This window comes from Iodidimonas gelatinilytica (assembly GCF_008579125.1).
GTDB lineage: Bacteria > Pseudomonadota > Alphaproteobacteria > Sphingomonadales > Rhodothalassiaceae > Iodidimonas > Iodidimonas muriae.
This window is the reverse complement of record NZ_BKCL01000004.1, coordinates 221,857-244,193: the sequence shown is the minus strand read 5'-3', so window position 1 is coordinate 244,193 and position 22,337 is coordinate 221,857. Positions and strand designations below refer to the sequence as shown.

The window sequence follows — 22,337 nt, the reverse complement described above, 5'->3', positions numbered from 1 at the left end:
ACCCGAATGACAATGATTGACGTCAGGGCGCTGGTTAAAACCTATCCCGGCCAAGTCGAGGCTGTGCGTGGTATTGATTTTAACGTGAAAAAAGGCCGGATTTTCGGCCTTCTTGGCCCCAATGGTGCGGGAAAATCCAGCACCATCCGCATGTTGGCAACCCTTTCCCGCCCCACATCGGGCCGCATCCGGATTGATGGCAAGGATGCAGCCCTTGATACGGTGCAGATTCGCCGCACCATCGGATATGTGGCGCAATCCTCGGTGGCGGATGTCCATCTGACGGGCCTTGAAAATTTGATGCTGCAAGGGCGTTTGTTCGGCTTGGGCGGGGAGGCTCTGCGGCAACGGGCGGCACATTTATTGGCGTTGTTCGATCTTGAAGAAGCGGCAAACCGCCGAACGAAGGGATGGTCGGGTGGAATGCGCCGCCGCCTTGATCTGGCGATGGGGCTGGTGCACGGGCCGCATTTGCTGCTTTTGGATGAGCCATCGGCAGGGCTGGACCCGCACAGCCGCGCGGTGATGTGGCGCGAAGTGGAGCGTTTGGCGGAAAAAGACGGCATCACCATTATTTTGAGCACCCATTATCTGGAAGAGGCGGACCGGCTGGCCGATGAGATTGCAATCATTGATAAAGGCAGGATCGTCGCAACAGGCACGCCGCATGCTTTAAAGGATCGCTTGCGCGGCGATCTGGTCAGTATCCGTTTGCAAAGCCCGGATTTTGATGAAGATAGCCTTCACGCGGCTTTGGCCCCTTTGCCTTTTGCCGTGGATGTGAAGTGCAATGGGCCGCAAATCGACCTGCGGGTTGATAATGGAAGCACCGCCATGCCTGCCTTGATGGCGGCGCTGGCGGCTTTTGATCTGCAAGAGGTCAGCATGAGCCGGGCCAGTCTGGATGATGTCTATCTTGCGGTGACGGGAAAGCCTTATGACGCCGTCCATTCCGGCGTGACACAAAAGGTGGCGTCATGACGGCTTTGCGCGATCTTGTGGTTCTGACCCGGCGTTTGCTGATCCACAGCATCAGAATGCCCGCCTTTGTGATTATTTCCATCGTTCAACCGGTGATCTGGCTGGTGCTGTTCGGGCCGCTTTTTGGGCGCATCACCGCTTTGGGGGGCTTTGGAACAGAAGGCTATGCGGACTTTCTGGTGCCGGGCCTTGCGGTGATGGCGGCTTTGTTTGGCTCTGCCTATTCCGGCATGGCGCTGTTGATGGATCATGACCGCGGTATTCTGGATCGCTTTTTGGTGACACCGGCGGCCCGTGGCGCTTTGATCGGGGCTTATGTAGCGCAATCCGGGGTGATTGTGATGCTTCAGGCCACGGTGATCGTGCTGGTGGGCTTGTGCATGGGGGCGCAGATGTCCGGCGGTGTGGCGGGTTATGGGGTGATTCTTGTGGCTGCAGCCTTGCTTGGGGCGGGGTTCGGTGCTTTATCCAATGCTTTGGCGCTGCGTATTCCGCGCCATGATGCCATTATTGCCGTGATGAATTTTGTGATCATGCCCTTGGTGTTTTTGTCCAGCATGATCATTGCGACAAAAGCCATGCCCGATTGGATCGCCGCTGTAGCGCGTTACAATCCGGTGGATTGGGCGGTGCAGATGGCACGCGGTGCGGCATTGGGTGGCGATTGGACCTTGTGGCCCAATATGGGGCACAATTGGCGCTGTTTTCTGCAGTCTGTATTTTGTTGGCCGTTCGGGCTTTTCACCGTTTTATGGACAAGGCATAGGCGGTTATTGGCTTTTCAGGCCAGAGATCAACACAAGGCCCCATCCTGCCATCAAGGAAAGCCCGCCCAAGGGGGTAAGCCAGTGCAGCACGCCAAGGCTGCCCGAACCATAAGCGGCGAGCCAATAAAGACTGCCACAGAATAGCAGGATCCCAGCCATCCAAAGCCAGCCCGCAGCGCTTAACAAGGCGATGTTTTGGGGGCTTTTCATAAGGGCGGCCAGTGCCAGAAGCGCCAAGGCATGAAGAAGCTGGAAATTGGCGGCTTGTGTTAGCCATGAAAGCTGGTCCGGTCCCAATCGGCTTTTCAGCGCATGGGAACCGGCGGCTAATGCAGCCACAGCCATCAGGCCGTTGGCTCCGGCAAGAGTAATAAACCACGTCATCACAAGGCCCCGAAATCAAGGCCGATATCCACTGCGGGCGCACTTTGGGTCAGTCTGCCGATGGAAATGCGGTCCACACCGGTTTCGGCAATGGCCCGCACGGTATCCAGCCGCACCCCGCCAGAGGCTTCGGTGATCGCCCGACCATCGATGATTGCCAAGGCCTCGCGCAATTTTGGGGGCGGCATATTATCCAGCAACAGGCTGGTGGCTCCGGCGTCCAGCGCCTCTTTTACCTGTTTCAGCGTATCACATTCCACTTGGATCTGGCTGTGCCCCGCCTGCTTTGCCGCGGCCACTGCCTTGGTGATTGATCCCGCGACGGCGATATGATTGTCTTTGATCATCACGGCGTCATAAAGCCCCATGCGGTGATTGACACCGCCCCCGCAGGCCACCGCATATTTTTCCATGCTCCGCAGTAAAGGGGTGGTTTTCCGGGTGTCCAGAATGACCGCATCCGTTCCCTTTATGGCCGCCACATATTGGCCGGTCAGGGTGGCAATGCCCGATAAATGCTGCACGATATTAAGGGCGGTCCGTTCTGCCGTCAAAAGTCCGCGTCCATTGCCCTCAATGCGCAGAATCGGCGCGCCTTTGGTTAGCCGGTCGCCTTCATGGGCGTGGGCGGTCAGCACTACATGGGGATCGCATGTCCTGAAAATCGCGCAGGCAACGGGAAGGCCGGATAAAACCATCGGTTCACGGGCGACCATGGTAGCGCAGAGTTGTGCCGTTTCCGGGATCACCGTTTCGCTGGTAATGTCGCCTGTGCCCACATCTTCCGCCAAGGCGGCGATGAGGAATGTTTCCAGTTCTTTTTCATTGAGCGGGAAGGGAATTTTGCGCATGACCTCTCCTTGGTTCAATGTGTGAAGTGCGATGCTTGTGCTATCTTGTCAATGTGTCTTCTTGGCTAGGAGGATCTATGAAAACGCTTACACTGCCCGCCGGAGAAATTATTTATGAAGAAGGAGACGAGGCTCAGGCAGTTTTTCTGATCGAGGATGGGGCGGTGGAAGTGTCGCGCCGAACGGGGGATCGGGCGGTGCGCCTTGCGGTTTTTGGCAAGGGTGAGGTGTTTGGCGAAAGCGGTGTGATCCGCAACAAGGTCCACAGCACCACCATGCGCACCCTGACAGATACCGTGTTATTGTCGGTTACCAAAGAGCAATTTCTTAAACTGTTCAGCGACAATAATCCGTTGGGCCTGCCCATGTTGCGGATGTTGAGCGAACGGTTGGAAAAGGCGGACGAGCGGTTGATTTTTGGCGGCACGCGGGGGGATGATAAAGCCTTTTTGGAAAAAGTGGGGGCCATCCGCATCCTGCCTAATAACGAAGCTATGAGAAAACAGATCGGGGAAGATGGTATTTCCTTATCAATGCTGCCGTTTCGTGTTGGCAGGCGAGGCAATCATAATGATGGAACGGAGATTTCCGAAGGGCGGTTGTCGCTCCATGCCCGCAATGACATCATCTTGTCCCCCGAACATTTCGAGCTGGAAAAGCGTGATGGTTATTTGATCATCCGCGATTTGGGCAGCCATTTGGGCACCATCGCCAATGGGCAGCATTTGTCGCGTTTTGGCCATGAAGCCACGGCTTTTTTGAAAATGGGCGCCAATGATGTAACCGCTGGCCCGAAAGGCTCGCCCTATCAGTTCTATATTGTGGCGGAACCGCGTGGGGAAGGATGAACAGGGATTTTTGGCTGCAGATTTCGGGAGGTGCCAGCGGCGCGACAGGCTTTATCCTATGGGATAAGGGATCATAGATGAATATTTTTACGGCTTATCTGCTGCCAAGCATTGTAGCGCTCATTATGTTTTCCATGGGGCTGGCGCTATCCGTGCGGGATTTTGCGCAAGTGGTGCAAAAACCCCGGGCCTTTGCCGTAGGGCTGATGAGCCAGCTTTTGCTGTTGCCCGCTTTGGGCTTTGCCGTGGCATCCTTGTGGCCCATGCCACCCGTTTTGGCGGCGGGGCTGATGATTATCGCTGCTTGTCCGGGTGGGGCCATGTCGAATTTGCTGACCCATTTGGCCCGTGGCGATACGGCATTATCCATTTCCCTGACAGCGGTTATCAGCGGCTTGAGCGTTGTCACCCTGCCATTGGTCGTCGGGTTTTCGCTGCCCTATTTCATGGGAACCAAAGCCCCGCAACTTTCGCTTCTTGGCACCATATTCGGCCTGAGTTTCATGACCCTTGTGCCGGTGTCTTTGGGGATGGCCGTTCGGGCGTGCGTGCCCGGTTTTGCCTTGAAGGTCGAGCCTTTTGCAAGGCGCACGGCGACTGTGGTTTTCGTGATGTTTATTTTTGCCGCCATCATCATGGAATGGCCCACAGTGAGAGCGGAGCTTCCCGCCATTGCCGCGCCGGTGCTGCTTTTGAATTTGGCGGCGATGACACTGGCATATGGCCTTGCCAAAATGGTGCGCCTTGTGCCGGATCGGGTGATTGCCCTGACCCTTGAATGTGGCATTCAAAATGGATCGCTGGCGATGTTTGTGGCCGCAACCTTGTTGGGGAATGACACCATGATGCTGCCCGGCGCGGCTTATGGGCTGTTCATGTTCCCGACGGCTTTCCTGTTTGTGGTGTTTGTTTTGCGCGGTGAACGCCGCCTTGCTTTGATAAAGGCTGAGTTATGACTTTGGATATGAAAATCGCGGGCGCCACACTTTATGACGGGTCGGGCGCGGCCCCCATCACCGCCGATATCGGCATAGCAGAGGGCAAAATTGCCGAAGTGGGTCGGGTGACCAGCCCGTCGCGGCGCAGTATCGATGCGGATGGGGCCATGGTGACGCCGGGCTTTGTGGATATTCATACCCATTATGATGGGCAGGTGTGCTGGGATGAAACGCTGGCACCAAGCTCGGTACATGGGGTGACCACCGCCATTATGGGCAATTGCGGCGTCGGCTTTGCGCCCTTGAAGCCCGGCGAACAAGACCGGTTGATCGAATTGATGGAAGGGGTGGAAGAAATCCCCGGCGTTGCTTTAAGCGAAGGGGTACGCTGGAATTGGGAGAGTTTTGGCGATTATCTGGATGCGGTGGCAGCCATTCCCCACAGCATCGATATTGGCGCGCAAGTGACCCATGATCCTTGCGGCTTTATGTAATGGGCGATCGCGGCGCTTTGGGCGAGCCTGCAACAGAGCAAGATATTGCCCAAATGCGTGCTTTGGCTTGCGATGCCTTGCGGGCCGGGGCTTTGGGGGTGACCACCGGACGATCCGATGTCCATAAAACCACGAAAGGCACGGATACGCCGGCCCGCGATAGCGGATTGGCAGAGCTTTTAGGGCTGGCCGGTGCCTTGAAGGATGCCGGGCGCGGCGTGCTGCAAGTGGTGTCGGATTTCAAGCTGGATAAAGGGGAAGAGGCATTCGGGCCGGAGTTCGATCTGGTGGATGCCATGGCGGATGCGGCAGGGCGACCAGTGTCTTTATCGCTTAATCAACGGGATATGGCCCCCAAGCAATGGCAGTGGATTCTGGAACGGGTAGAGGCCGCCAATGCCCGCGGTGTCGATATGAAAGTGCAGGTGGCAGCGCGGGGGATCGGTGTGTTTTTCGGGCTGGAAACCACGCTCAATCCGCTGATGTCCTTTGAAAGCTATCGCCGGATCATGGACAAGCCCTTGGCCGAGCGGGTGGCGATTTTGCGCCAGCCGGAAATGAAGGCAAAGCTGCTATCAGAACCGCGTGAGCATTTGTCGGGCGCGGATCGGGCCGTGCCGCCCTTGGCCGATATGGTTCTGGATCGGCTGGATTTCTTTTCTTTGCGTATGTTCCGCCTTGGTGATCCGCCCGATTATGAGCCGCCCATGGAGCGCTCGCTTTATTATGAAGCGCGGGAGCGCGGCGTCGGCGTGATGGAAGCGATCTACGACATCATGTTGGAAGAAGACGGCCAGCAATTGGTGTATTTCCCGATCTACAATTATAGCCGCTTCGATTTTTCGGATCTGCATAGCATGATGACCCACCCCCATGCCCTGTTCGGTCTGTCCGATGGCGGGGCGCACGTGGGAACGGTTTGTGATGCCAGCTTCCCCACCTTTTTGCTGACCCATTGGGGGCGGGACCGCAGCCGGGGACCGGGCTTGGCTTTGGAATGGTTGATCCGCAAACAAACCCATGAGAATGCCCGCCATATGGGCCTGATGGATCGCGGGCTGATCAAACCGGGCCTGCGGGCCGATCTTAATGTGATCGACCATCAGGCTTTGGCGCTTGAAAGACCCCATATGGTGCGTGATCTGCCCATGGGCGGTAAGCGTTTGTATCAGGGCGCACGGGGATATCTGGCCACATTGGTTGCCGGAGAGCCGATCTTGTTGAACGATCAACTGACCGATGCCCGACCGGGGCGGTTGATACGCTAGGGGCCTTGGCGCTTGGTGGGGGGCTTTAAATCTGGGCGCGGAACCATATGGCTGTAGACAATACAGCCAAGGCGACAATCCATGACAGGATGCTGATTTTAAGGGATTGGCTGGCGGATTTTCGTTCATACCATGTGCGCGGCTTCAAACCGCTGATCCAGAACACCAATTGCCCTGCAAGATTGACAGAAACGATATTCACCAACAGCAGCAATCCGGCGCTTAGGGCCAGGCTGGGTTGCCCCGCGCCCAACATGATCCCCGCCGCCATTGCGGGGGGCAATAGGGCCACGGCCACCATCACTCCCACAAGTGCGCTGGCCAGGCCTGTCGAGACACTGAGCGCGGCGGCTGCCCCCGATGCCAGGGCCAAAGCGATGCTATCGGCCCCCACATGGGTGCGGTCGATCAGTTGACGGCTTCCTAGGTCGATCGGAAGAATCAATCCGATGATGACGCCGATGGCGATGGAAAGGCCCGCGCCTATGGCGGCTACCTTTGCTGCTTGTGCCAGCAGGCTGCGGTCCCCCACGGTCGCGGCGAAAATCAGTGCCAGATTGGACCCGAGAAGCGGTGCGATTACCATGGCGCCGATCACCACGGCCACATTGTCTTTCAGCAATCCGATGGCGGCAACGATGGAGGATAAGGCAACCATCAACAAGAAGTTGGTATCAATGGACAGGCCGCTTGTGATGTCGTTATAGATTTCTTCGCGGCTTTGCATGCGCCGCGCTTGCGCCCGTTCTTCTTCGGGGCGTTCTGGCTCTTCCGGCATGGGAATGGCTGCTTCCAAAGGCTGCACCAGAATACGCCAGCCGCTTTTGGCTTCCATCGCCTTTTGCAGTTGATCCAATACATGCTGGCGCTTTTCTTGGCCTACCAGCATGGTAATTTCGCTTTCTCCATCCTGTTCGATACCCACATGCCAATCCAGCACATCGTCGCTTTGTGCAAGATCCGATAGCTTTTCGATGCAGTCCTTAGGGGCGCGCAGGTGGATCAGGCGAAAAGCGTTGGACATAAAGAAGCACCGCCAGTTTGTTGCGATAGACAACGAGACTGACGGTGGTTTCGGTTAGAGCAAGAGAAAAGCCGGGTTTATGATATTTGGTTGGGCCGTTGCTCAATAGCCGGAATGCCGTAAGGCAGAGCCGTAGCGCACCACGGCCTGGGTGCGGTTATTCACCCCCAAAGCCCGGAAGACCGCGTGAATATGCGCCTTTACCGTACCTTCGGCGATGCCGATGCGGTGGGCGATTTCTTTATTGGCCATGCCTTCGGCAACCATCGCCATAATTTCACGCTGACGCTTTGATAAATGTTCGGTGGCGTTTCTTTGATCCCACCCGCCCTTGCTTTTATATTTGGAAAGCGGTGCGGCTGTGTCCATGTGTTTGTCGGGGCGAGAATAAGCACCCAGCGCGGCATCGCGCACATCGTCGCTATTGGCGTCGCGCGGGAGAATTGTGATGTTTTTGTCGGCTGGGGCGGGCGTTTCTGCGGTGTCCTTGTCGCGGAAAACCACGATATGGGCATTGGGCATCACCCGACGAAACAGGCGCAAACACTCACTTTCGTTCAGACCGATAGAGTAGGGGTGGATCACGGCCAATGTAACCGGTGCTTCGCTGGTTACGGCTGAGATGAAATCGCCGCTTGATGCAACTTCATCAATATCATCAAATTGCCCTGTGGCGGACAGAATTTCCCGAAGAGAGATTCGGAATAGCTCATAACCATCAATGATCAATGCTCGTGACATTATTTTCTTCCTCTGGCTGTCGTATCAAAGGCCGCATGTTTTCGCGATCCGTTTTTTTATACCCAAGAGTTTAGCACATTCGGCTTTCATGGGAACCCTATTTATCAAATGATACATATCTAAATATCATATTATCAGTCGATATATTAATCTGTGAAGGCTTGAGCACCGCTCGGTGCCTCTCTATGCTTGGGAAATTGGTCGTAATGGGGAGTGTTTTATGGGGTTGAAATCAGGAATGGATATGGCCCCTTATCAGGTCTCCTTGGATTGGATAGACCGCCAGCAAAAGGCCATGGTCAATCAGGTGGAGGCATGGTCGCGCGTTAATTCCGGGAGCCACAATCTGCCGGGATTGGCGGATATGGGCGCAAAGGTGACAGAGGCGTTTTCCGCCCTTGATGGCGATTTTGAAAGCATCGCGCTTCCCCCTTCAAGCCATGTCACGCCATCAGGCGATCTGGAGCCTTTGCCTTTAGGGCCGGTTTATCGTTTTCAAAAGCGGCCAGATGCAAAACGCCGGGTGCTATTGACCGGCCATCTGGACACGGTTTTTGCCAAAGACAGCCCGTTTCAGGCACCACGCTGGCTGGACGACACGATCCTGAACGGTCCGGGTGTTGCCGATATGAAAGGCGGCCTGATTGTGATGTTGTACGCTTTATTGGCTGTGGAGCGGTCGGGCTTGGCCGATGATCTGGGCTGGGAGGTGCTGATCAGTTCCGATGAAGAAATCGGTTCCATCGGTTCGGCTGCGATCCTGACAGAGCGGGCGCCACACGCCCATATTGGCCTGACCTATGAACCGGCCTTGGCGGATGGCACCTTGGCGGGGCCGCGGAAAGGATCGGGGAATTTCTCCATCGTGGTGCGAGGCCGTGCGGCCCATGCGGGCCGTGCCTTCCATGAAGGCCGGAATGCCGTTGTGGCCTTGGCCGAGGTGATTGCGGCCCTTGATGGCCTGAACGGCCAGCGGGAAGGGGTTACGGTGAACCCGGCAGTGATTTCCGGCGGCGCGGCTCCCAATATCGTGCCAGACACGGCGGTGTTGCGGGTGAATGCGCGGGTGAAAACCCATGAAGATGCCCGCTGGGTCGAGCAGGCATTGGAAGAGATACGCTGGCGCATCTCAAGCCGTGAAGGGTATGACCTTATGGTGCATGGCGGGTTCAATCGACCTCCCAAACCCATCAGCGCGGCCAATCAGGCGCTGTTCGATGTGGTGGCCCGCTGTGGCGATGCTTTGGGGCTTAAGGTGGCCTATCAGGCGACCGGAGGCTGTTGCGAGGGTAATAATCTGGCCGCAGCAGGATTGCCCAATGTGGATACGCTGGGGGTGCGCGGCGGCAAGATCCATTCATCGGATGAATTTGTTCTGGTCGATAGTTTTGCCGAACGGGCAAAGCTTTCCGCTGTGATTATGCTGGGATTTGCGCAGGGCCATTTCGACCAGGCGCTCATGCGGGAAGGGGCCTGATCCATGTTGCTTTTACGGCCTGTCCGGGCAGCCGATCTGTCCGATCTTTATGAATTGTCGCTGTCCACCGGCGGCGGGCTGACCACTTTGCCCGCAGACCGCGATGTGCTGGCGGCGAAAATTGCTTTGTCAGAGGCCAGCTTCCATTCCGGAAGCGATGCGCTTGAAGATGCCTATTATCTGTTCGCACTGGAAGATCTGGCGCGTGGCAAGGTGGTGGGAACATCGGGGATTTTTGCCTCTGTCGGTCAATCGAAACCATTTTACAGCTACCGCATCCTGAAGCTGACGCAGGTGAGCCACCAGCCTGACATGAAGGTGGACACGCAGCTTTTGCAGCTTGTGAACGATTATGCCGGCGCCACGGAATTGGGGACGCTGTTTTTGCATCCGGATTACCGCAAGGGCCATGCCGGGGCCTTGTTATCGAAAGCGCGTTATCTGATGTTGGCGGCCTATCCCGGGCGCTTTTCCGAGAAAATAATGGCGGAAATTCGCGGTTGGACCGATGAAAACGGGCAATCCCCGTTTTGGGATGCCATCGGGCGGCACTTTTTCGGGATGGATTTTCAGGAGGCGGACCATATCAACGGCATGGGGAACAATCAGTTCATCGCCGATTTGATGCCAAAATTCCCTATATATACCAATTTGTTGCCCCAAGAGGCGCAGGATGTGATCGGCAAGCCCCATGATGGGGCGCGCGGGGCTGTGCGGTTGCTTATGGATGAAGGATTCCGCAATGCGGGGGCAGTGGATATTTTCGATGGCGGCCCCTGTTTCGAAGTGCCACGCATGATATCCGCACATTGAGAAAAGCTCGCTCTGTTCGTATCGGGGCGATCGGAACTCTGGATGTTTCGCCGGGTTCGGTGTCGCTTGTCGCCGTAGCGGACATGCCGGATTTTCGTATCATAGCCACGCATATGGCGGAAATGAACGAAGAGCAGGTGGCCATCAGTCAAGAAGCTGCCAACGCTTTGTCGGTGAAAGAGGGCGATGCTGTATTGGTTTCCCCTTTGGTCAACCGAAGAAAAGAAGAGCCGGTCTCGCAAACAACCACATCTTTAGAATAGAGTGAAAAAGGGCACCATGACACAGGGACGCATTTATATTGACGGTGTTTGGCGGGACGGGTCTGGTCCCTTGCTGGAAAGCCATGATCCGGCCCATGGGGCGCCGGTGTGGCGCGGCCATCAGGCTTTGGAGCAGGATGTGGCGGATGCGGTTCGTGCTGCGCGCGGTGCCTTTTCCTGCTGGTCGGCATATTCTTTGGATGAGCGTCTGGCGGTGATCCGGCGCTATGGAGATCTGTTGACCGAGCGCAAGGCGGTTCTGGCGCAGATGATCGCGTTGGAGACGGGCAAGCCCTTATGGGATGCTTTGGGTGAAGCGGCGGCGATGGCGGGCAAGATTGCTATTTCCATCAAGGCCTATGAAGAGCGTACCGGTTACCGGCAAACGGAAGCGGGCGGGATGCGGCAAGTGCTGACACATCGGCCTCATGGGGTGATGGCGGTGTTTGGCCCTTATAATTTCCCCGGCCATCTGCCCAATGGCCATATCGTCCCCGCCCTGATGGCGGGCAATACTGTGGTTTTCAAGCCCAGCGAGCTAACGCCGGCCACGGCAGAGCTGATGGTGGGGCTGTGGCACGAAGCGGGCCTGCCAAAAGGCGTTCTGAATTTGGTGCAAGGTGGCAAGGACACCGGCGTGGCCTTGTCCTCGCATGAGGATGTGGACGGTATTTTGTTCACCGGCAGTGTACCCACCGGCAAAGCATTGCACCGGCAGACGGCGGGGCAGCCGGGGAAAATTCTGGCCCTTGAAATGGGCGGAAACAACCCGTTGATCGTCTGGGATGCTGCGGATCTGGAGGCGGCGGCCTCATTGATCGTGCAATCGGCCTTCATGACATCGGGGCAGCGCTGTACCTGTGCGCGCCGCTTGATTGTGCCGCAAGGAGCCGCAGGCGATAGCGTTGTTGCGGCCTTGACGGATCTGATGGACCGTATCCGCATCGGCGCGTGGGATGATGCGGAAGAGCCGTTTATGGGGCCGGTGATCAACGAAGCGGCGGCTACAAAGATTCTGGATCAAACAGCACAGTTGTTGGAAGCGGGGGCCGTTGCCATTCGCCCACCGATCCGGCTTGAGCGCGGTCCGGCGTTCCTTAGCCCCGGTTTGGTGGATGTATCGGCGGTGGCTGATCGCGCCGATGATGAAATTTTCGGTCCGGTGCTACAAGTCATTCGGGTGGCGGATTTTGATGCCGCCCTGAAAGAGGCCAATAATACGCGCTTTGGCTTGGCATCGGGGCTGTTGTCAGACAATCGCCGACGTTATGAGCAGTTCTATGCGCAGGCAAGGGCCGGGATCGTCAATTGGAACCGGCCGCTTACCGGTGCTTCGTCGGCGGCCCCTTTTGGCGGGATCGGGGAAAGCGGAAATCATCGGGCCAGCGCTTATTATGCCGCCGATTATTGCGCCTATCCGGTAGCCAGTATTGAAGATGCACAGGATAAGGTAGCGGCGGCGGATTTACCGCGCGGTGTGATGGAAAAGGATGCATAGCCATGGGCGCGTGTGAGTTTAATTTCGATGGGCTTGTTGGTCCCACGCATAATTATGCCGGGTTGTCTTATGGCAATATGGCCGCCACCAGCCATGCCATGCAGATCGCCAATCCCCGCGAAGGGGCCTTGCAGGGTCTGGAGAAAATGCGTCGGCTGATGTCCATGGGGGTGGCGCAGGGGATTTTGCCACCGCAGGAACGGCCCCATATTCCCACTTTGCGGCGCTTGGGCTTTGAAGGCCCTGAAAAAACCATTCTGGAAGAGGCTTATAAAATATCGCCGGAATTGGTGCGCAATGTCAGTTCTGCTTCCGCCATGTGGACAGCCAATGCGGCCACCATTACGCCGGCGGCCGATAGCCGTGATGGCCGGATGCACATCACGCCCGCCAATCTGGTGGCGATGTTTCACCGCTCCATCGAGCATCCGGTTACAGGAAGGGTCTTGAAGGCGATCTTCCCGGAAGGGGCGCATTTTGCCCATCATCCGGCCATGCCGGGCGCACCGCAAATGGGCGATGAAGGGGCTGCCAATCATAACCGCTTTTGCGATGACTATGGGGCCGAAGGACTGCATATGTTTGTGTATGGAGCGCGGGCATTTTCACGGGAGAATGCCCCCAAACGGTTCCCCGCCCGCCAGACCCTTGAAGCCTCGCAGGCCATTGCACGTCAGCATGGCGTGAAGAACGCAGTGTTCATCCAGCAAAATCCTGAAGCGATTGATGCGGGTGCGTTCCATAATGATGTGGTGGCCGTGTCGAACAAGCAGGTGTTTTTTTATCACGAACAGGCCTTTGCCGATCCCGATGCCATGGAAGCGCATGTGCGCGCTGCGGCCCCTTATATCCCGTTCCGGTTCATTCGGGTGCCCGCTCGCGATGTCAGCCTTGAAGACGCGGTGAAATCCTATCTGTTCAATTCGCAGCTTCTGTCCATTCCGGGCCGGGAAAAGATGACGCTGATCTTACCGATGGAAGTGGCGGAAACGGCCTCCACCAAGCGCTATGTGGAGCAGCTTCTTGAAACGGATGGTCCCATTGGCCATGCCGAGACACTGGATGTCCGCCAAAGCATGCGCAATGGAGGCGGTCCGGCGTGTTTGCGGTTGCGGGTGGTGTTGAATCAGGCGGCACAGCAGGCTTTGGGTACCCGGGTGATTCTGGACGATGAATTGATTGATGAATTGCGACTATGGGTGGAAAAACATTATCGTGACAGACTTTCCCCGAATGATTTGCAGGACCCGGACTTGTTGGTGGAATGTCGCACAGCCTTGGATGCCCTGACAAATATGCTCAATTTAGGGTCTGTTTACGATTTTCAACGGTAAGATATAACCTCTGTCGCTTCTTTATTGAAATTTTTGCGAAATATTTACTATTCAGTGGGATATATTTGCAATCCCGCTGCGATGGCGTATTTTCGCTATCCGGCTTTGTTTGAGAAGAATTTTCAATACGATCTCACGTAATTGTGAACATCGTATATAGTCCTGTGGAAAATATTCCCGGTTCATCGTTGTTAAAAGGACGCATGCCATCCGTCCGGTTTATATAACGGATTGTTCGTGGGATATTGAATTTTTCTATTGAATTTATTGAATTTTTTAAATCTTCTTGTCTGGACGATATGCACGACCCTGCGCGGGGCAAAATATATATTTTAGAAAAATATAGCGCGTTAATCAGTTGTTTATGGATTTTTCCGATAGTCCTCTCACGTACTTGTGAACGCTCATATGTTTTTTGGAGGGGCGAGGATGGTGGAAATCACCAATTTTAAAAATTCCGGTGAAATCCGGCGCACTATGCGCGGGGGCTTACTACGCGGAACGGTAGCGGCACTGCTTTTCATTGCAACGCCTCTCACGGCATCGGCGACCAGCGAAAAAGATCTTCAGGTCGCGGCGCGTGCTTTATCATTTGTATCGAATATGCCGGCAGGAGCTGTCGATACGGCGGTTCTTTATGATCCGGCCAATGCGGCATCGAAAAGTGATGCCGAGGCTATCCATGCCTATTTGGCCGCGCATCCTGCGGCAGGTAAGGCAAAATTGGCTCCGCGTTTGGTGGCCGCCGATGATTTATCATCGCTATCGTCGGCGAAAGTTGCCTTCATTGCCGAAGGGGCCTCTGCTTATACCGCAGCCATTGCACAAACCGCGCAATCTTCCGGCATTGTAACCCTGTCATCAGATCTGGCCTGTGTGCAAGGCGGACATTGTGTCGTCGGTATTGCCTCTGCCCCCCGTGTGGAGATTTTCGTCAGTCGCGCGGCGAAGGACGCCGTGGGCGCAAGTTTTGCCTCAGCCTTTTTGATGCTCGTGAGTGAAATCTGAGCCGGCTCACACATGTTCTCGGGAAAATTATTATGCCTAGTTTGATGAAGAAAAACCTCCTCGCTTGTGTGTCGATTGTTGCTTTGGCTGGAAGCCAGGCCGCGCTCGCCCAGTCGGTGGATTATGGCTCGTTGGAAATGTTGTTTGGCGAACCTGTCACCACATCGGCCACCGGAAAGCCGCAACGTAGTTCCGAAGTGCCGGTTCCCATGGAAATCGTGACAGCTGAACAGATCAGCCAGACCGGAGCCACGAATATCCCTGATGCCCTGCGCCATGTGATGGGCGTGGATGTGATCCGTTGGTCCACCGAAGGGGCGGATGTTTCGGTGCGCGGCTATAATTCGCCCTACAATCCGCGCCTGTTGGTTCTGGTGAATGGCCGTCAGGTTTATGCTGACCATTTCGGTATGGTTTTCTGGAATGCCATTCCCGTTCAAATGGGGGAAATTCGCCAGATCGAGGTGGTGAAAGGCCCGAATACGGCCCTTTTCGGCTTCAATGCCGCCATCGGGGTGATCAATATCGTCACCTATAATCCGATGCATGACGATGTGAACGATGTGCGTTTCACCTATGGCACCCAGGATACCAAAGAGGTGAGTGGTCTTTTGACCAAGCGGTTCGAGAATGGCGGGATTTCTCTGTCGGGCAGCTATCTGGATGCCAATGCGTTCAATGCAGGCGATGACCCGCGCGTCATTCCGGACCGCGATCCTTCCACCGGCACGTTCAATTTGCGCGGTCAGTTCAAGCTGGATTCCAAATCGGAAATCGGTTTTGAAGGGTCTTGGTCTTCCACCAAGCGCGCCGCTTTCGTCCCGACCTTTCAGGCGTCGCACCCCGATGTGGAGACATTTTCGGCACGCGGGTCTTATTTGCGGGATTCCAGCATCGGCTTGATCAAGGCGAATGTCTATTTCAACTCGCTTGACCATGATACCACGGTGTTTGGCTTTGGTGATCTGGCCTATCAGAACGATGTTCTGGTGGCGCAGGTGGAAGACCTGTTCAAAATCGGCACCAACCATTCCTTCCGCCTGTTTGGCGAATATCGCCACAATACATATAAAGGCGAATTTGGTTCCAATCCCTTTGATGAAGGGGTGAAGGCCAATTTCGATTCCTTTGCCGCCAGCGGTATGTGGGATTGGACCATCACAGACCGGCTGAATTTTGTTGGCAGCGCCCGTCTCGATGTTGTCGATTTCTCGCGCTCCGGCTTTGAAGTTCCGGGCTTTCCTCTGACCAATGAGGATTTCGACCGTAGCCTGACGGAATATACCTATAATGCCGGGCTGGTATGGCGGGCCGACGAACAGACCAGTGTGCGCTTCTCAGCGGCACGCGGCGCGAAAATGATGAGCCTCATCGAATTTGCCGCCGCAGGTATGGGGCCGGGTCCATTCCCGGGCACCACGTTCATCGAAATTGGCAATCCGGATCTGGGGGCCAGCATCACCGAGAGCTATGACATCGGTGTCGAACGTCAGATCCCTGCGCTGTTTTCCAGCCTTCAGGCGAATGTGTTCTACACATCCCTGTCGAAAAATGTGACGGTTGCGAATTTCCAGCCGAATTTCGTCGCGCCGCCGCTCTTTGTGTCGCAGCCGATCGATGTGGGGGCGTCCGAGCAAATCGGCGTCGAAGTGGAATTGGAAGGGGCAAAAGACAATCTGCGCTGGAGCGCCAATTACAGCTATATCGATGTGGATGATAAGTTCGACTTGTTCACGAACGGGATCAGCCCGGTCGGGGTCGATTTCGAACGGTCAACGCCCAAACATAGGGCCAATGCTCATCTGGCTATACCCTTGGGGCCTTCGACATCGATCTCTATGCCCAATATTTCTCGAAATCGGATCGGATCGAGCAAAACCCCGCCGGTGGGTTGAGTCTGGCGCCGGTGAATGACGTGTTCACCCTTTCAGGGCGTGCCACTTACGACATCACGGACTGGTGGAATGTGACCATTTCCGCCGTGGCATTCAACCACAAAACCTACAACCCAAGCCAGGCGGATGCGGCAGAACGTCAAGCCTATCTGACCACATCTTTCCGCTGGTGATTTGAAGAAATGCATAAGATGGTGAGGGAAAGTATGTCTAAAAAAACATCCGTCTCGATTGGAAAAGGCGTTAAAAACTGGCCATTTGCAGCGAAATTTGCACTGGCTCCCATACTTGCCCTCATCGGTATCGTTGTGATGGTCAGCTTTGCGGTGAATGCTCTGAGCGGTAGCAATGCAGCGATGATCCGCATCGTTGATGATGGCCTTGCCACCAGTATCGAGGTGGGGACGCTGGGCCAGGAATTCAAATCGGCGGAAGGGCGGCTCTATCGGTTTATGACAGCAACGGCTGCGGGCGACAGCACGGCTGATGTTTCGGAAATGGATATAGCGGCAAATGAAATCGGCATGGTGCAAGACCGCCTTGCTGCTTTGGCGGAAACCTCTGTGGGGCAAAGCATGGCCGAACAATTGGCCGCGGTGTCTGGCGATCTGCAATCCTATCGGGATGCCATCGGCGTGGTGGCAACCATGCTGGAGATTGATTTCGCCAGTTCCGCTTCCTTGTTGGCACCTTCGGGGAATTGGGAGAGCGTGTTTCGCAAACCATTGTGGATCTGGTGGCAACGGCAGAAAAAGCCGCTGTCGAAGATGCCAGCGCCGCTCAGGAAAATGCCAGCGCCACTTTGCGCAATATCGTGATTATTGCGGTGGTTGGCACCCTTTTGCTGACGGTGGCGTCAGGAATTGTGGGATTTGATACGGTGCGGGGCACGCGCACCATTGCCGATGCCACCAGCCGCGTGGCGGCAGGCGATACCAGTCTGGATATTGCCAGCCTGGAACGTGGGGATGAATTGGGGGCCATCGCGCAGGCTTTGGCCACCTTCCGGGCCGCACAAGAAGAAACCGCGCGTTTGCGGGCCGAACAAGATGCCGCCCGTGTGCGCGAGGCGGAACAGGCGCAAGAGCGTCAGGCTTTGGAAGCCCGGCGCGAAGCCGAAGAACGCGCCCGCGATCAAGAGCGCCAGGAAAAAGCGGCAGAAGAACGCCGGGCGTTGGCCGCGCATTTCGATCAAACCGTTTCGAACCTGATGCGGGGTCTGGAAGCGTCGGCGCAGCAAGTGGCGGAAAGCGCACAGGGCATGAAAACGCGGGCCGGTGAAAACGCCACCTGGAGTCAGGAATTGACGGAAGCCTCCCGCTCGGTTCTGGACAATATTCAGGTGATCTCTTCGGCTACAGAGCAGATGCTGGCCTCTATTGATGAAATTTCCGGGCAGGTGCAACATTCTTCACACAATGTGGCGGATGCGGTGTCGGCCACGGTGGAAGCATCGGATACGGTGCAAACGCTTGAGACATCGGTGCGCCAGATCGGGGAAATCGTGACCTTGATCAATGATATTGCCGACCAGACCAATCTTTTGGCCCTGAATGCCACCATCGAAGCCGCACGGGCCGGAGATGCCGGAAAAGGCTTTGCCGTGGTGGCCAGCGAGGTGAAATCTTTGGCCGCGCAAACAGCAAAGGCCACCAATGATATCGGTGACCGGATCGGTCAGGTGCAATCTTTGACGGGATCTGTGGTGTCGCGTATGGCGGCAACCAAAGACATGATCGGCAAGGCGGAAGAAAGCGCAACAGCCATCGCATCGGCGGTGGAAGAGCAAGCGGCCGCAACGCAGGAAATCGTCCGCACGGTGGAGCTGACCTCGCAAGAAACCGATCTGTTCGCTGAACGGGTCGAGCGGATGAATGCCGGGGCCGAGGAAAATGGCGAGGCTTCCCAATCCCTGTTGGATGTGATCACCGGCTTGGGGGATGGCTTCCAGACGCTGGGTAGCGCCGCAGATGATTTCGTGCGCCAGATCAGGGCCTGAAACCCCTGAAATATAGCGCCAATGAAAACAGGCCGCGTCGGAGACTGATCTCCGGCGCGGTTTTCTGTTACGTTTGGTTTAAGGGGGGGCGCCAACCCACCACTTCAGATGCTTGCCCACAAGGCGCGGCTCTTCTAAATAAAAGATCGTGTTTTTTTAAGGCTCGGATCGGGTCCGTGCCGCCAGATGTTTGGGAGACGGAGAAATGGCCATTCGCTTCGATGGACGGGTCGCAATTGTGACAGGAGCCGGAGGCGGCCTTGGCCGGAGCCATGCTTTGGAATTTGCACGGCGCGGCGCAAAAGTGGTGGTGAATGATCTGGGGGGCTCGGTGGACGGGTCTGGCGGCTCATCGGATGCCGCCAATGCCGTTGTGGAAGAAATCAAGGCGGCAGGCGGTGAAGCCATTGCCAACGGGTCGTCCGTTACCGATCGGGACGGGGTGGCGCGGTTGGTCGCCGAAGCCATGGATGCCTTTGGCCGTATCGATATTTTGGTGAACAATGCCGGAATCCTGCGGGACAAATCCTTTGCTAAAATGAGCATGGATGATTTCCAACTGGTGGTGGATGTGCATCTGATGGGCGCCGCCAATTGTGCCCATGCGGTTTGGCCGGTGATGAAGCAGCAAAAATATGGCCGCATCGTTATGACCGCCTCATCAAGCGGGCTTTACGGGAATTTCGGGCAAACCAATTATGGCGCGGCCAAGCTGGGGCAGGCGGGTTTGATGAACACGCTGAAGCTGGAAGGTGCGAAAGATAATATCCATACCAATGCCATTGTGCCTATCGCTGCCACACGCATGACCGAAGATCTGTTCCCGCCGCAACTGTTGGAACTGTTCCGGCCCGAACTTGTCAGCCCTGCGGTGATGTTGCTGGCCGGGGAAGATGCCCCCAATGGCGAAATCATCTGTGCCGGGGCCGGACATTTCGCAAAAGCGCAAATTGTGGAAAGCGAAGGCGCGTATCTGGGTGCGGAGGCCACAGCGGAAACTCTGGCCGCTCGCTGGGATGATATTGTGGATATGCGCGGCCAGCAGCCTTTTGAGATGGGGGCAAAACAGACCGAGAAATTCGCCATGAAAGCAATGGCCGCGCTGAAAAAGGGATAAGGGGCAAGGGCTTTTCAGTGGCGTGCGGGCGCGACCCTGTGCCGCATGCTTAAGGCCCGTTCAAAGGTACAAAGGCAGGGCTTTTATAGAGGCAGCCCTTGCTTTTTTGTGCCCAAGCGGCTATGCCCGCGCCGAAGCATTTAACCGGGGCATCCCTGGAGGCCCGGCATGTTTCGTTTGTTTAATGAATGGAGAATATGACGATGGCTCAGGCTTTGACCCTGAATGTGCTGCCTCGCGATAAGGCCGGAAAGGGATCCGCCCGCGCAGCGCGCCGTGACGGCCTTGTACCGGCTGTTATCTATGGTGCGAAGAAACCCCCGGTTATGGTGACGATCAAGCTCAATGAATTGATCGCCCTTTTGAACCGTGGCGGCTTTTTATCGCATCAGTATGAACTGTCGGTTGATGGCAAAAAAGAACGCGTTCTGCCGCGTGATATCCAGCTTCATCCGGTCACCGATACGCCGCTTCATGTGGATTTTCTGCGCCTTGCAAAAGGCTCGAAAGTCACCGTGGAAGTGCCTGTGCATTTCTTCAATGAAGAAAAATGTGCCGGCCTGAAACGTGGCGGCGTTCTGAATATCGTGCGGCATGAAGTGGAACTGAATGTTCCTGCCACGGATATTCCAGAATCGATCGATATTGATCTTGCCTCTTTCGATGTGGGCGATAGCATCAAGATTTCGACGGTGTCTTTGCCTGAAGGCTGTGAGCCAACCATTACCGATCGTGATTTCACAATTGCCACGATTGCAGCGCCGTCTTCCATGCGGTCCGAGGAGAGCGAAGAATCCGAGGAAGCTGAGACGGAAGAAAGCTCCGAGGACTGAGAGCCAGCCACATGCTGCTTTTTGCCGGTTTGGGCAATCCCGGAAATCGATATGCCGACAATCGGCATAATATCGGCTTTATGGCGGTGGATGAAATACTCCGCCGCCATTCCTTTGGGCCGGAGCGCACCCGCTTTTCCGCTTTATGCAGTGAAGGGATGATCGCCGGTGAAAAGGTGATCATTCTAAAGCCGCAGACCTATATGAACGAAAGTGGTCGTGCGGTTGGTGAAGCCATGCGCTTTTATAAGCTGACGGCGGCTGATCTTGTGGTCTTTCATGATGAGCTGGATCTGACACCGGGCAAGCTGCGGGTGAAAGTCGGCGGCGGTCATGCGGGCCATAATGGCTTGCGTTCGATCATGGCCCATTGCGGGGCCGATTTTGTCCGTGTGCGCATGGGCATCGGGCATCCCGGTGATCGGGATCTTGTCAGCCCTTATGTACTGTCTGATTTTTCCAAGGCGGACTGGCCTTGGGTTGATGGCTTATGCGATGCCATTGCGGGGAGCGCCCAATGGCTCGTCAAGCGCGATTGGCCGCGCTTTATGACCGATGTGGCGCAGTCCGTGTCGCACTCTCGCTAAAAACAATGGGCGCTTCAAGGGCGCCGCGATAAGGATCGGAAAATGGGTTTCAAATGCGGTATCGTCGGCTTGCCTAATGTTGGCAAGTCCACCTTGTTCAATGCGCTGACCAACACGGCCGCCGCCCAAGCGGCGAACTATCCTTTTTGCACCATTGATCCCAATGTGGGCGATGTCTCTGTGCCTGATCCGCGTCTTTCTGAAATAGCCAGCCTTGCCAAATCTCAGCAGACGATCCCCACCCGGTTATCTTTCGTGGATATTGCCGGATTGGTGCGCGGCGCCTCCAAGGGCGAAGGGCTTGGCAATCAGTTCCTTGCCAATATCCGCGAGGTTGATGCCATCGTGCATGTGTTGCGGTGCTTTGAAGATGACGACATCACCCATGTGGACGGCAAAGTGGACCCTGTGGCGGATGCGGAAACGGTGGAAACCGAGCTGATGCTGGCAGACCTTGAGTCGCTGACCAAGCGTATTCCCAATCTGGAGCGGCGCATCCGTGGTCAGGAAAAAGAAGCAAAAACCATTCTGGAATTGGTGAAGCGCTGCATTTCAGTGCTGGAAGATGGACGGCCAGCCCGCACGGTGGAGCGTGCCGATCCGGAAGAAGAACGCCTGTTTGAAGGGCTGCAATTGCTGACCGGGAAGCCGATTCTCTATGTTTGCAATGTGGATGAGGCAGCGGCCGCATCCGGCAATGCGTTTTCGGCAAAGGTGGAAGAAAAAGCCACGGCCGAAGGGGCGGCTTGCGTGATTATTTCTGCCGCCATTGAAGCGGAAATCGCGCAGATGGACAGCGACGAGGAAAAAGCGGAATTTCTGGCGGATATCGGGCTTTCGGAAACCGGGCTCGCCCGCATCATCCGCGCGGGCTATGATTTGCTGGGGTTGATTACCTATTTCACCGTTGGCCCCAAAGAGGCACGCGCCTGGACCATCACCCAAGGCACCAAAGCCCCGCAAGCGGCTGGCGTTATCCATACGGACTTTGAAAAGGGCTTCATTCGGGCCGAAACCACAGCATTTGATGATTATGTGCCTGTGGCGGCGAGCATGGCGCGAAGGACGCCGGGAAAATGCGTCTGGAAGGCAAGGAATATCTGGTCCAAGATGGGGACATTATGATGTTCCGCTTTGCCAATTAAAGCCTGCCGGATTGCTCTTCCGGGTTCGTGTGGCGCGATGGGATATCTCTGGACAGGTGAATAGCAAGGAGG

The 22,337-nt window shown here is 56.0% G+C and carries 23 protein-coding genes and 1 pseudogene; 20 read left to right on the top strand and 4 right to left on the bottom strand.

Annotation, left to right across the window (positions count from 1 at the left end; all coding sequences use genetic code 11):
• Positions 1–6 precede the first annotated feature (6 nt).
• Together JCM17844_RS07615 and JCM17844_RS07610 are read left to right on the top strand one after the other, a co-directional pair.
• On the top strand, positions 7–981 hold the full coding sequence (locus tag JCM17844_RS07615; RefSeq protein ID WP_150000395.1) for an ABC transporter ATP-binding protein: 975 nt from the start codon (positions 7–9) through the stop codon (positions 979–981).
• A pseudogene (locus JCM17844_RS07610) lies at positions 978–1,658 on the top strand (ABC transporter permease); the annotation flags it as partial. The gene JCM17844_RS07615 and the pseudogene JCM17844_RS07610, both read left to right, overlap by 4 nt.
• Positions 1,659–1,751: 93 nt before the next feature.
• On the opposite strand, the gene JCM17844_RS17230 reads toward JCM17844_RS07610, so the two are convergent.
• Positions 1,752–2,093 carry a DUF423 domain-containing protein gene (locus JCM17844_RS17230; RefSeq protein ID WP_371864752.1) on the bottom strand — a complete coding sequence of 114 codons (342 nt, stop codon included), beginning with the start codon at positions 2,091–2,093 and terminating at the stop codon, positions 1,752–1,754.
• 38 nt (positions 2,094–2,131) lie between these two features.
• Complete coding sequence (gene nadC / locus JCM17844_RS07600; protein WP_150000392.1) at positions 2,132–2,983, bottom strand: carboxylating nicotinate-nucleotide diphosphorylase; 852 nt, start codon at positions 2,981–2,983, stop codon at positions 2,132–2,134.
• A 77-nt stretch (positions 2,984–3,060) separates the two neighbouring features.
• Here nadC and JCM17844_RS07595 point away from each other — a divergent pair, with 77 nt between their 5' ends.
• The 4 genes from JCM17844_RS07595 (at position 3,061) to JCM17844_RS07585 (ending at position 6,531) form a co-directional block, all read left to right on the top strand.
• Positions 3,061–3,831 (top strand): cyclic nucleotide-binding domain-containing protein, encoded by a 771-nt coding sequence (locus tag JCM17844_RS07595; protein WP_210431592.1) that lies wholly within the window; start codon positions 3,061–3,063, stop codon positions 3,829–3,831.
• A gap of 77 nt (positions 3,832–3,908) precedes the next feature.
• A complete protein-coding gene (locus tag JCM17844_RS07590) occupies positions 3,909–4,787 on the top strand; it encodes a bile acid:sodium symporter family protein (RefSeq protein ID WP_150000390.1) in 879 nt (292 codons plus the stop codon).
• 8 nt (positions 4,788–4,795) lie between these two features.
• The gene (locus tag JCM17844_RS16540; protein WP_210431591.1) at positions 4,796–5,263 is read left to right on the top strand and encodes an amidohydrolase family protein; all 468 of its coding nucleotides are present in this window, start codon (positions 4,796–4,798) and stop codon (positions 5,261–5,263) included.
• Positions 5,248–6,531: an amidohydrolase family protein gene (locus tag JCM17844_RS07585; protein WP_210431590.1), complete on the top strand. Its 1,284-nt coding sequence runs from the start codon at positions 5,248–5,250 to the stop codon at positions 6,529–6,531. Before JCM17844_RS16540 ends, JCM17844_RS07585 begins: the two co-directional genes overlap by 16 nt.
• Positions 6,532–6,556: 25 nt before the next feature.
• Here JCM17844_RS07585 and JCM17844_RS07580 read toward each other — a convergent pair whose 3' ends face one another.
• On the bottom strand, positions 6,557–7,555 hold the full coding sequence (locus tag JCM17844_RS07580) for a TIGR00341 family protein (RefSeq protein WP_150000389.1): 999 nt from the start codon (positions 7,553–7,555) through the stop codon (positions 6,557–6,559).
• A 102-nt stretch (positions 7,556–7,657) separates the two neighbouring features.
• Complete coding sequence (locus tag JCM17844_RS07575) at positions 7,658–8,296, bottom strand: response regulator transcription factor (RefSeq protein WP_150000388.1); 639 nt, start codon at positions 8,294–8,296, stop codon at positions 7,658–7,660.
• A gap of 220 nt (positions 8,297–8,516) precedes the next feature.
• On the opposite strand from JCM17844_RS07575, the gene JCM17844_RS07570 reads away from it, so the two are divergent.
• From JCM17844_RS07570 to ychF, 14 genes are all read left to right on the top strand, one after another.
• Positions 8,517–9,773, top strand: coding sequence for a hydrolase (locus tag JCM17844_RS07570; RefSeq protein WP_150000387.1), 1,257 nt, complete (start codon positions 8,517–8,519; stop codon positions 9,771–9,773).
• Positions 9,774–9,776: 3 nt separating this feature from the next.
• A complete protein-coding gene (locus JCM17844_RS07565) occupies positions 9,777–10,586 on the top strand; it encodes an arginine N-succinyltransferase (protein ID WP_150000386.1) in 810 nt (269 codons plus the stop codon).
• Between the two features lie 83 nt (positions 10,587–10,669).
• Entirely contained in the window at positions 10,670–10,849 is a 180-nt protein-coding gene (locus JCM17844_RS17515) for a hypothetical protein (RefSeq protein WP_503826460.1), read from the top strand.
• A gap of 16 nt (positions 10,850–10,865) precedes the next feature.
• Positions 10,866–12,347, top strand: coding sequence for a succinylglutamate-semialdehyde dehydrogenase (gene astD / locus JCM17844_RS07555; protein ID WP_150000384.1), 1,482 nt, complete (start codon positions 10,866–10,868; stop codon positions 12,345–12,347).
• Between the two features lie 2 nt (positions 12,348–12,349).
• A complete protein-coding gene (astB, locus tag JCM17844_RS07550; RefSeq protein WP_210431588.1) occupies positions 12,350–13,681 on the top strand; it encodes an N-succinylarginine dihydrolase in 1,332 nt (443 codons plus the stop codon).
• 429 nt (positions 13,682–14,110) lie between these two features.
• Positions 14,111–14,689 (top strand): hypothetical protein, encoded by a 579-nt coding sequence (locus JCM17844_RS07545; RefSeq protein WP_150000382.1) that lies wholly within the window; start codon positions 14,111–14,113, stop codon positions 14,687–14,689.
• A 32-nt stretch (positions 14,690–14,721) separates the two neighbouring features.
• Positions 14,722–16,584, top strand: coding sequence for a TonB-dependent receptor plug domain-containing protein (locus tag JCM17844_RS07540; protein ID WP_150000381.1), 1,863 nt, complete (start codon positions 14,722–14,724; stop codon positions 16,582–16,584).
• An 11-nt stretch (positions 16,585–16,595) separates the two neighbouring features.
• The gene (locus JCM17844_RS14780; RefSeq protein ID WP_210431587.1) at positions 16,596–16,757 is read left to right on the top strand and encodes a hypothetical protein; all 162 of its coding nucleotides are present in this window, start codon (positions 16,596–16,598) and stop codon (positions 16,755–16,757) included.
• 33 nt (positions 16,758–16,790) lie between these two features.
• The gene (locus tag JCM17844_RS07535) at positions 16,791–17,402 is read left to right on the top strand and encodes a hypothetical protein (protein ID WP_150000380.1); all 612 of its coding nucleotides are present in this window, start codon (positions 16,791–16,793) and stop codon (positions 17,400–17,402) included.
• Entirely contained in the window at positions 17,285–18,583 is a 1,299-nt protein-coding gene (locus JCM17844_RS15950) for a methyl-accepting chemotaxis protein (RefSeq protein WP_150000379.1), read from the top strand. The genes JCM17844_RS07535 and JCM17844_RS15950 overlap by 118 nt, the downstream gene beginning before the upstream one ends.
• A gap of 205 nt (positions 18,584–18,788) precedes the next feature.
• A complete protein-coding gene (locus JCM17844_RS07525; protein WP_150000378.1) occupies positions 18,789–19,700 on the top strand; it encodes an SDR family oxidoreductase in 912 nt (303 codons plus the stop codon).
• Positions 19,701–19,897: 197 nt separating this feature from the next.
• Positions 19,898–20,533 carry a 50S ribosomal protein L25/general stress protein Ctc gene (locus tag JCM17844_RS07520; RefSeq protein ID WP_210431586.1) on the top strand — a complete coding sequence of 212 codons (636 nt, stop codon included), beginning with the start codon at positions 19,898–19,900 and terminating at the stop codon, positions 20,531–20,533.
• Between the two features lie 11 nt (positions 20,534–20,544).
• Complete coding sequence (pth, locus tag JCM17844_RS07515; RefSeq protein ID WP_150000377.1) at positions 20,545–21,120, top strand: aminoacyl-tRNA hydrolase; 576 nt, start codon at positions 20,545–20,547, stop codon at positions 21,118–21,120.
• Between the two features lie 42 nt (positions 21,121–21,162).
• A complete protein-coding gene (gene ychF / locus JCM17844_RS07510) occupies positions 21,163–22,245 on the top strand; it encodes a redox-regulated ATPase YchF (protein ID WP_371864745.1) in 1,083 nt (360 codons plus the stop codon).
• Positions 22,246–22,337: the final 92 nt, after the last annotated feature.

What these genes read in the sequence shown, in the direction of transcription:
- JCM17844_RS07615 (WP_150000395.1), top strand. Translation starts at nt 7, where the DNA reads ATGACAATGATTGACGTCAGGGCGCTGGTTAAAACCTATCCCGGCCAA.
- JCM17844_RS17230 (WP_371864752.1), bottom strand. Translation starts at nt 2,093, where the DNA reads ATGGCTGTGGCTGCATTAGCCGCCGGTTCCCATGCGCTGAAAAGCCGA.
- nadC (WP_150000392.1), bottom strand. Translation starts at nt 2,983, where the DNA reads ATGCGCAAAATTCCCTTCCCGCTCAATGAAAAAGAACTGGAAACATTC.
- JCM17844_RS07595 (WP_210431592.1), top strand. Translation starts at nt 3,061, where the DNA reads ATGAAAACGCTTACACTGCCCGCCGGAGAAATTATTTATGAAGAAGGA.
- JCM17844_RS07590 (WP_150000390.1), top strand. Translation starts at nt 3,909, where the DNA reads ATGAATATTTTTACGGCTTATCTGCTGCCAAGCATTGTAGCGCTCATT.
- JCM17844_RS16540 (WP_210431591.1), top strand. Translation starts at nt 4,796, where the DNA reads ATGAAAATCGCGGGCGCCACACTTTATGACGGGTCGGGCGCGGCCCCC.
- JCM17844_RS07580 (WP_150000389.1), bottom strand. Translation starts at nt 7,555, where the DNA reads ATGTCCAACGCTTTTCGCCTGATCCACCTGCGCGCCCCTAAGGACTGC.
- JCM17844_RS07575 (WP_150000388.1), bottom strand. Translation starts at nt 8,296, where the DNA reads ATGTCACGAGCATTGATCATTGATGGTTATGAGCTATTCCGAATCTCT.
- JCM17844_RS07570 (WP_150000387.1), top strand. Translation starts at nt 8,517, where the DNA reads ATGGGGTTGAAATCAGGAATGGATATGGCCCCTTATCAGGTCTCCTTG.
- JCM17844_RS07565 (WP_150000386.1), top strand. Translation starts at nt 9,777, where the DNA reads ATGTTGCTTTTACGGCCTGTCCGGGCAGCCGATCTGTCCGATCTTTAT.
- JCM17844_RS17515 (WP_503826460.1), top strand. Translation starts at nt 10,670, where the DNA reads ATGCCGGATTTTCGTATCATAGCCACGCATATGGCGGAAATGAACGAA.
- astD (WP_150000384.1), top strand. Translation starts at nt 10,866, where the DNA reads ATGACACAGGGACGCATTTATATTGACGGTGTTTGGCGGGACGGGTCT.
- astB (WP_210431588.1), top strand. Translation starts at nt 12,350, where the DNA reads ATGGGCGCGTGTGAGTTTAATTTCGATGGGCTTGTTGGTCCCACGCAT.
- JCM17844_RS07545 (WP_150000382.1), top strand. Translation starts at nt 14,111, where the DNA reads ATGGTGGAAATCACCAATTTTAAAAATTCCGGTGAAATCCGGCGCACT.
- JCM17844_RS07540 (WP_150000381.1), top strand. Translation starts at nt 14,722, where the DNA reads ATGCCTAGTTTGATGAAGAAAAACCTCCTCGCTTGTGTGTCGATTGTT.
- JCM17844_RS07535 (WP_150000380.1), top strand. Translation starts at nt 16,791, where the DNA reads ATGTCTAAAAAAACATCCGTCTCGATTGGAAAAGGCGTTAAAAACTGG.
- JCM17844_RS07525 (WP_150000378.1), top strand. Translation starts at nt 18,789, where the DNA reads ATGGCCATTCGCTTCGATGGACGGGTCGCAATTGTGACAGGAGCCGGA.
- JCM17844_RS07520 (WP_210431586.1), top strand. Translation starts at nt 19,898, where the DNA reads ATGACGATGGCTCAGGCTTTGACCCTGAATGTGCTGCCTCGCGATAAG.
- pth (WP_150000377.1), top strand. Translation starts at nt 20,545, where the DNA reads ATGCTGCTTTTTGCCGGTTTGGGCAATCCCGGAAATCGATATGCCGAC.
- ychF (WP_371864745.1), top strand. Translation starts at nt 21,163, where the DNA reads ATGGGTTTCAAATGCGGTATCGTCGGCTTGCCTAATGTTGGCAAGTCC.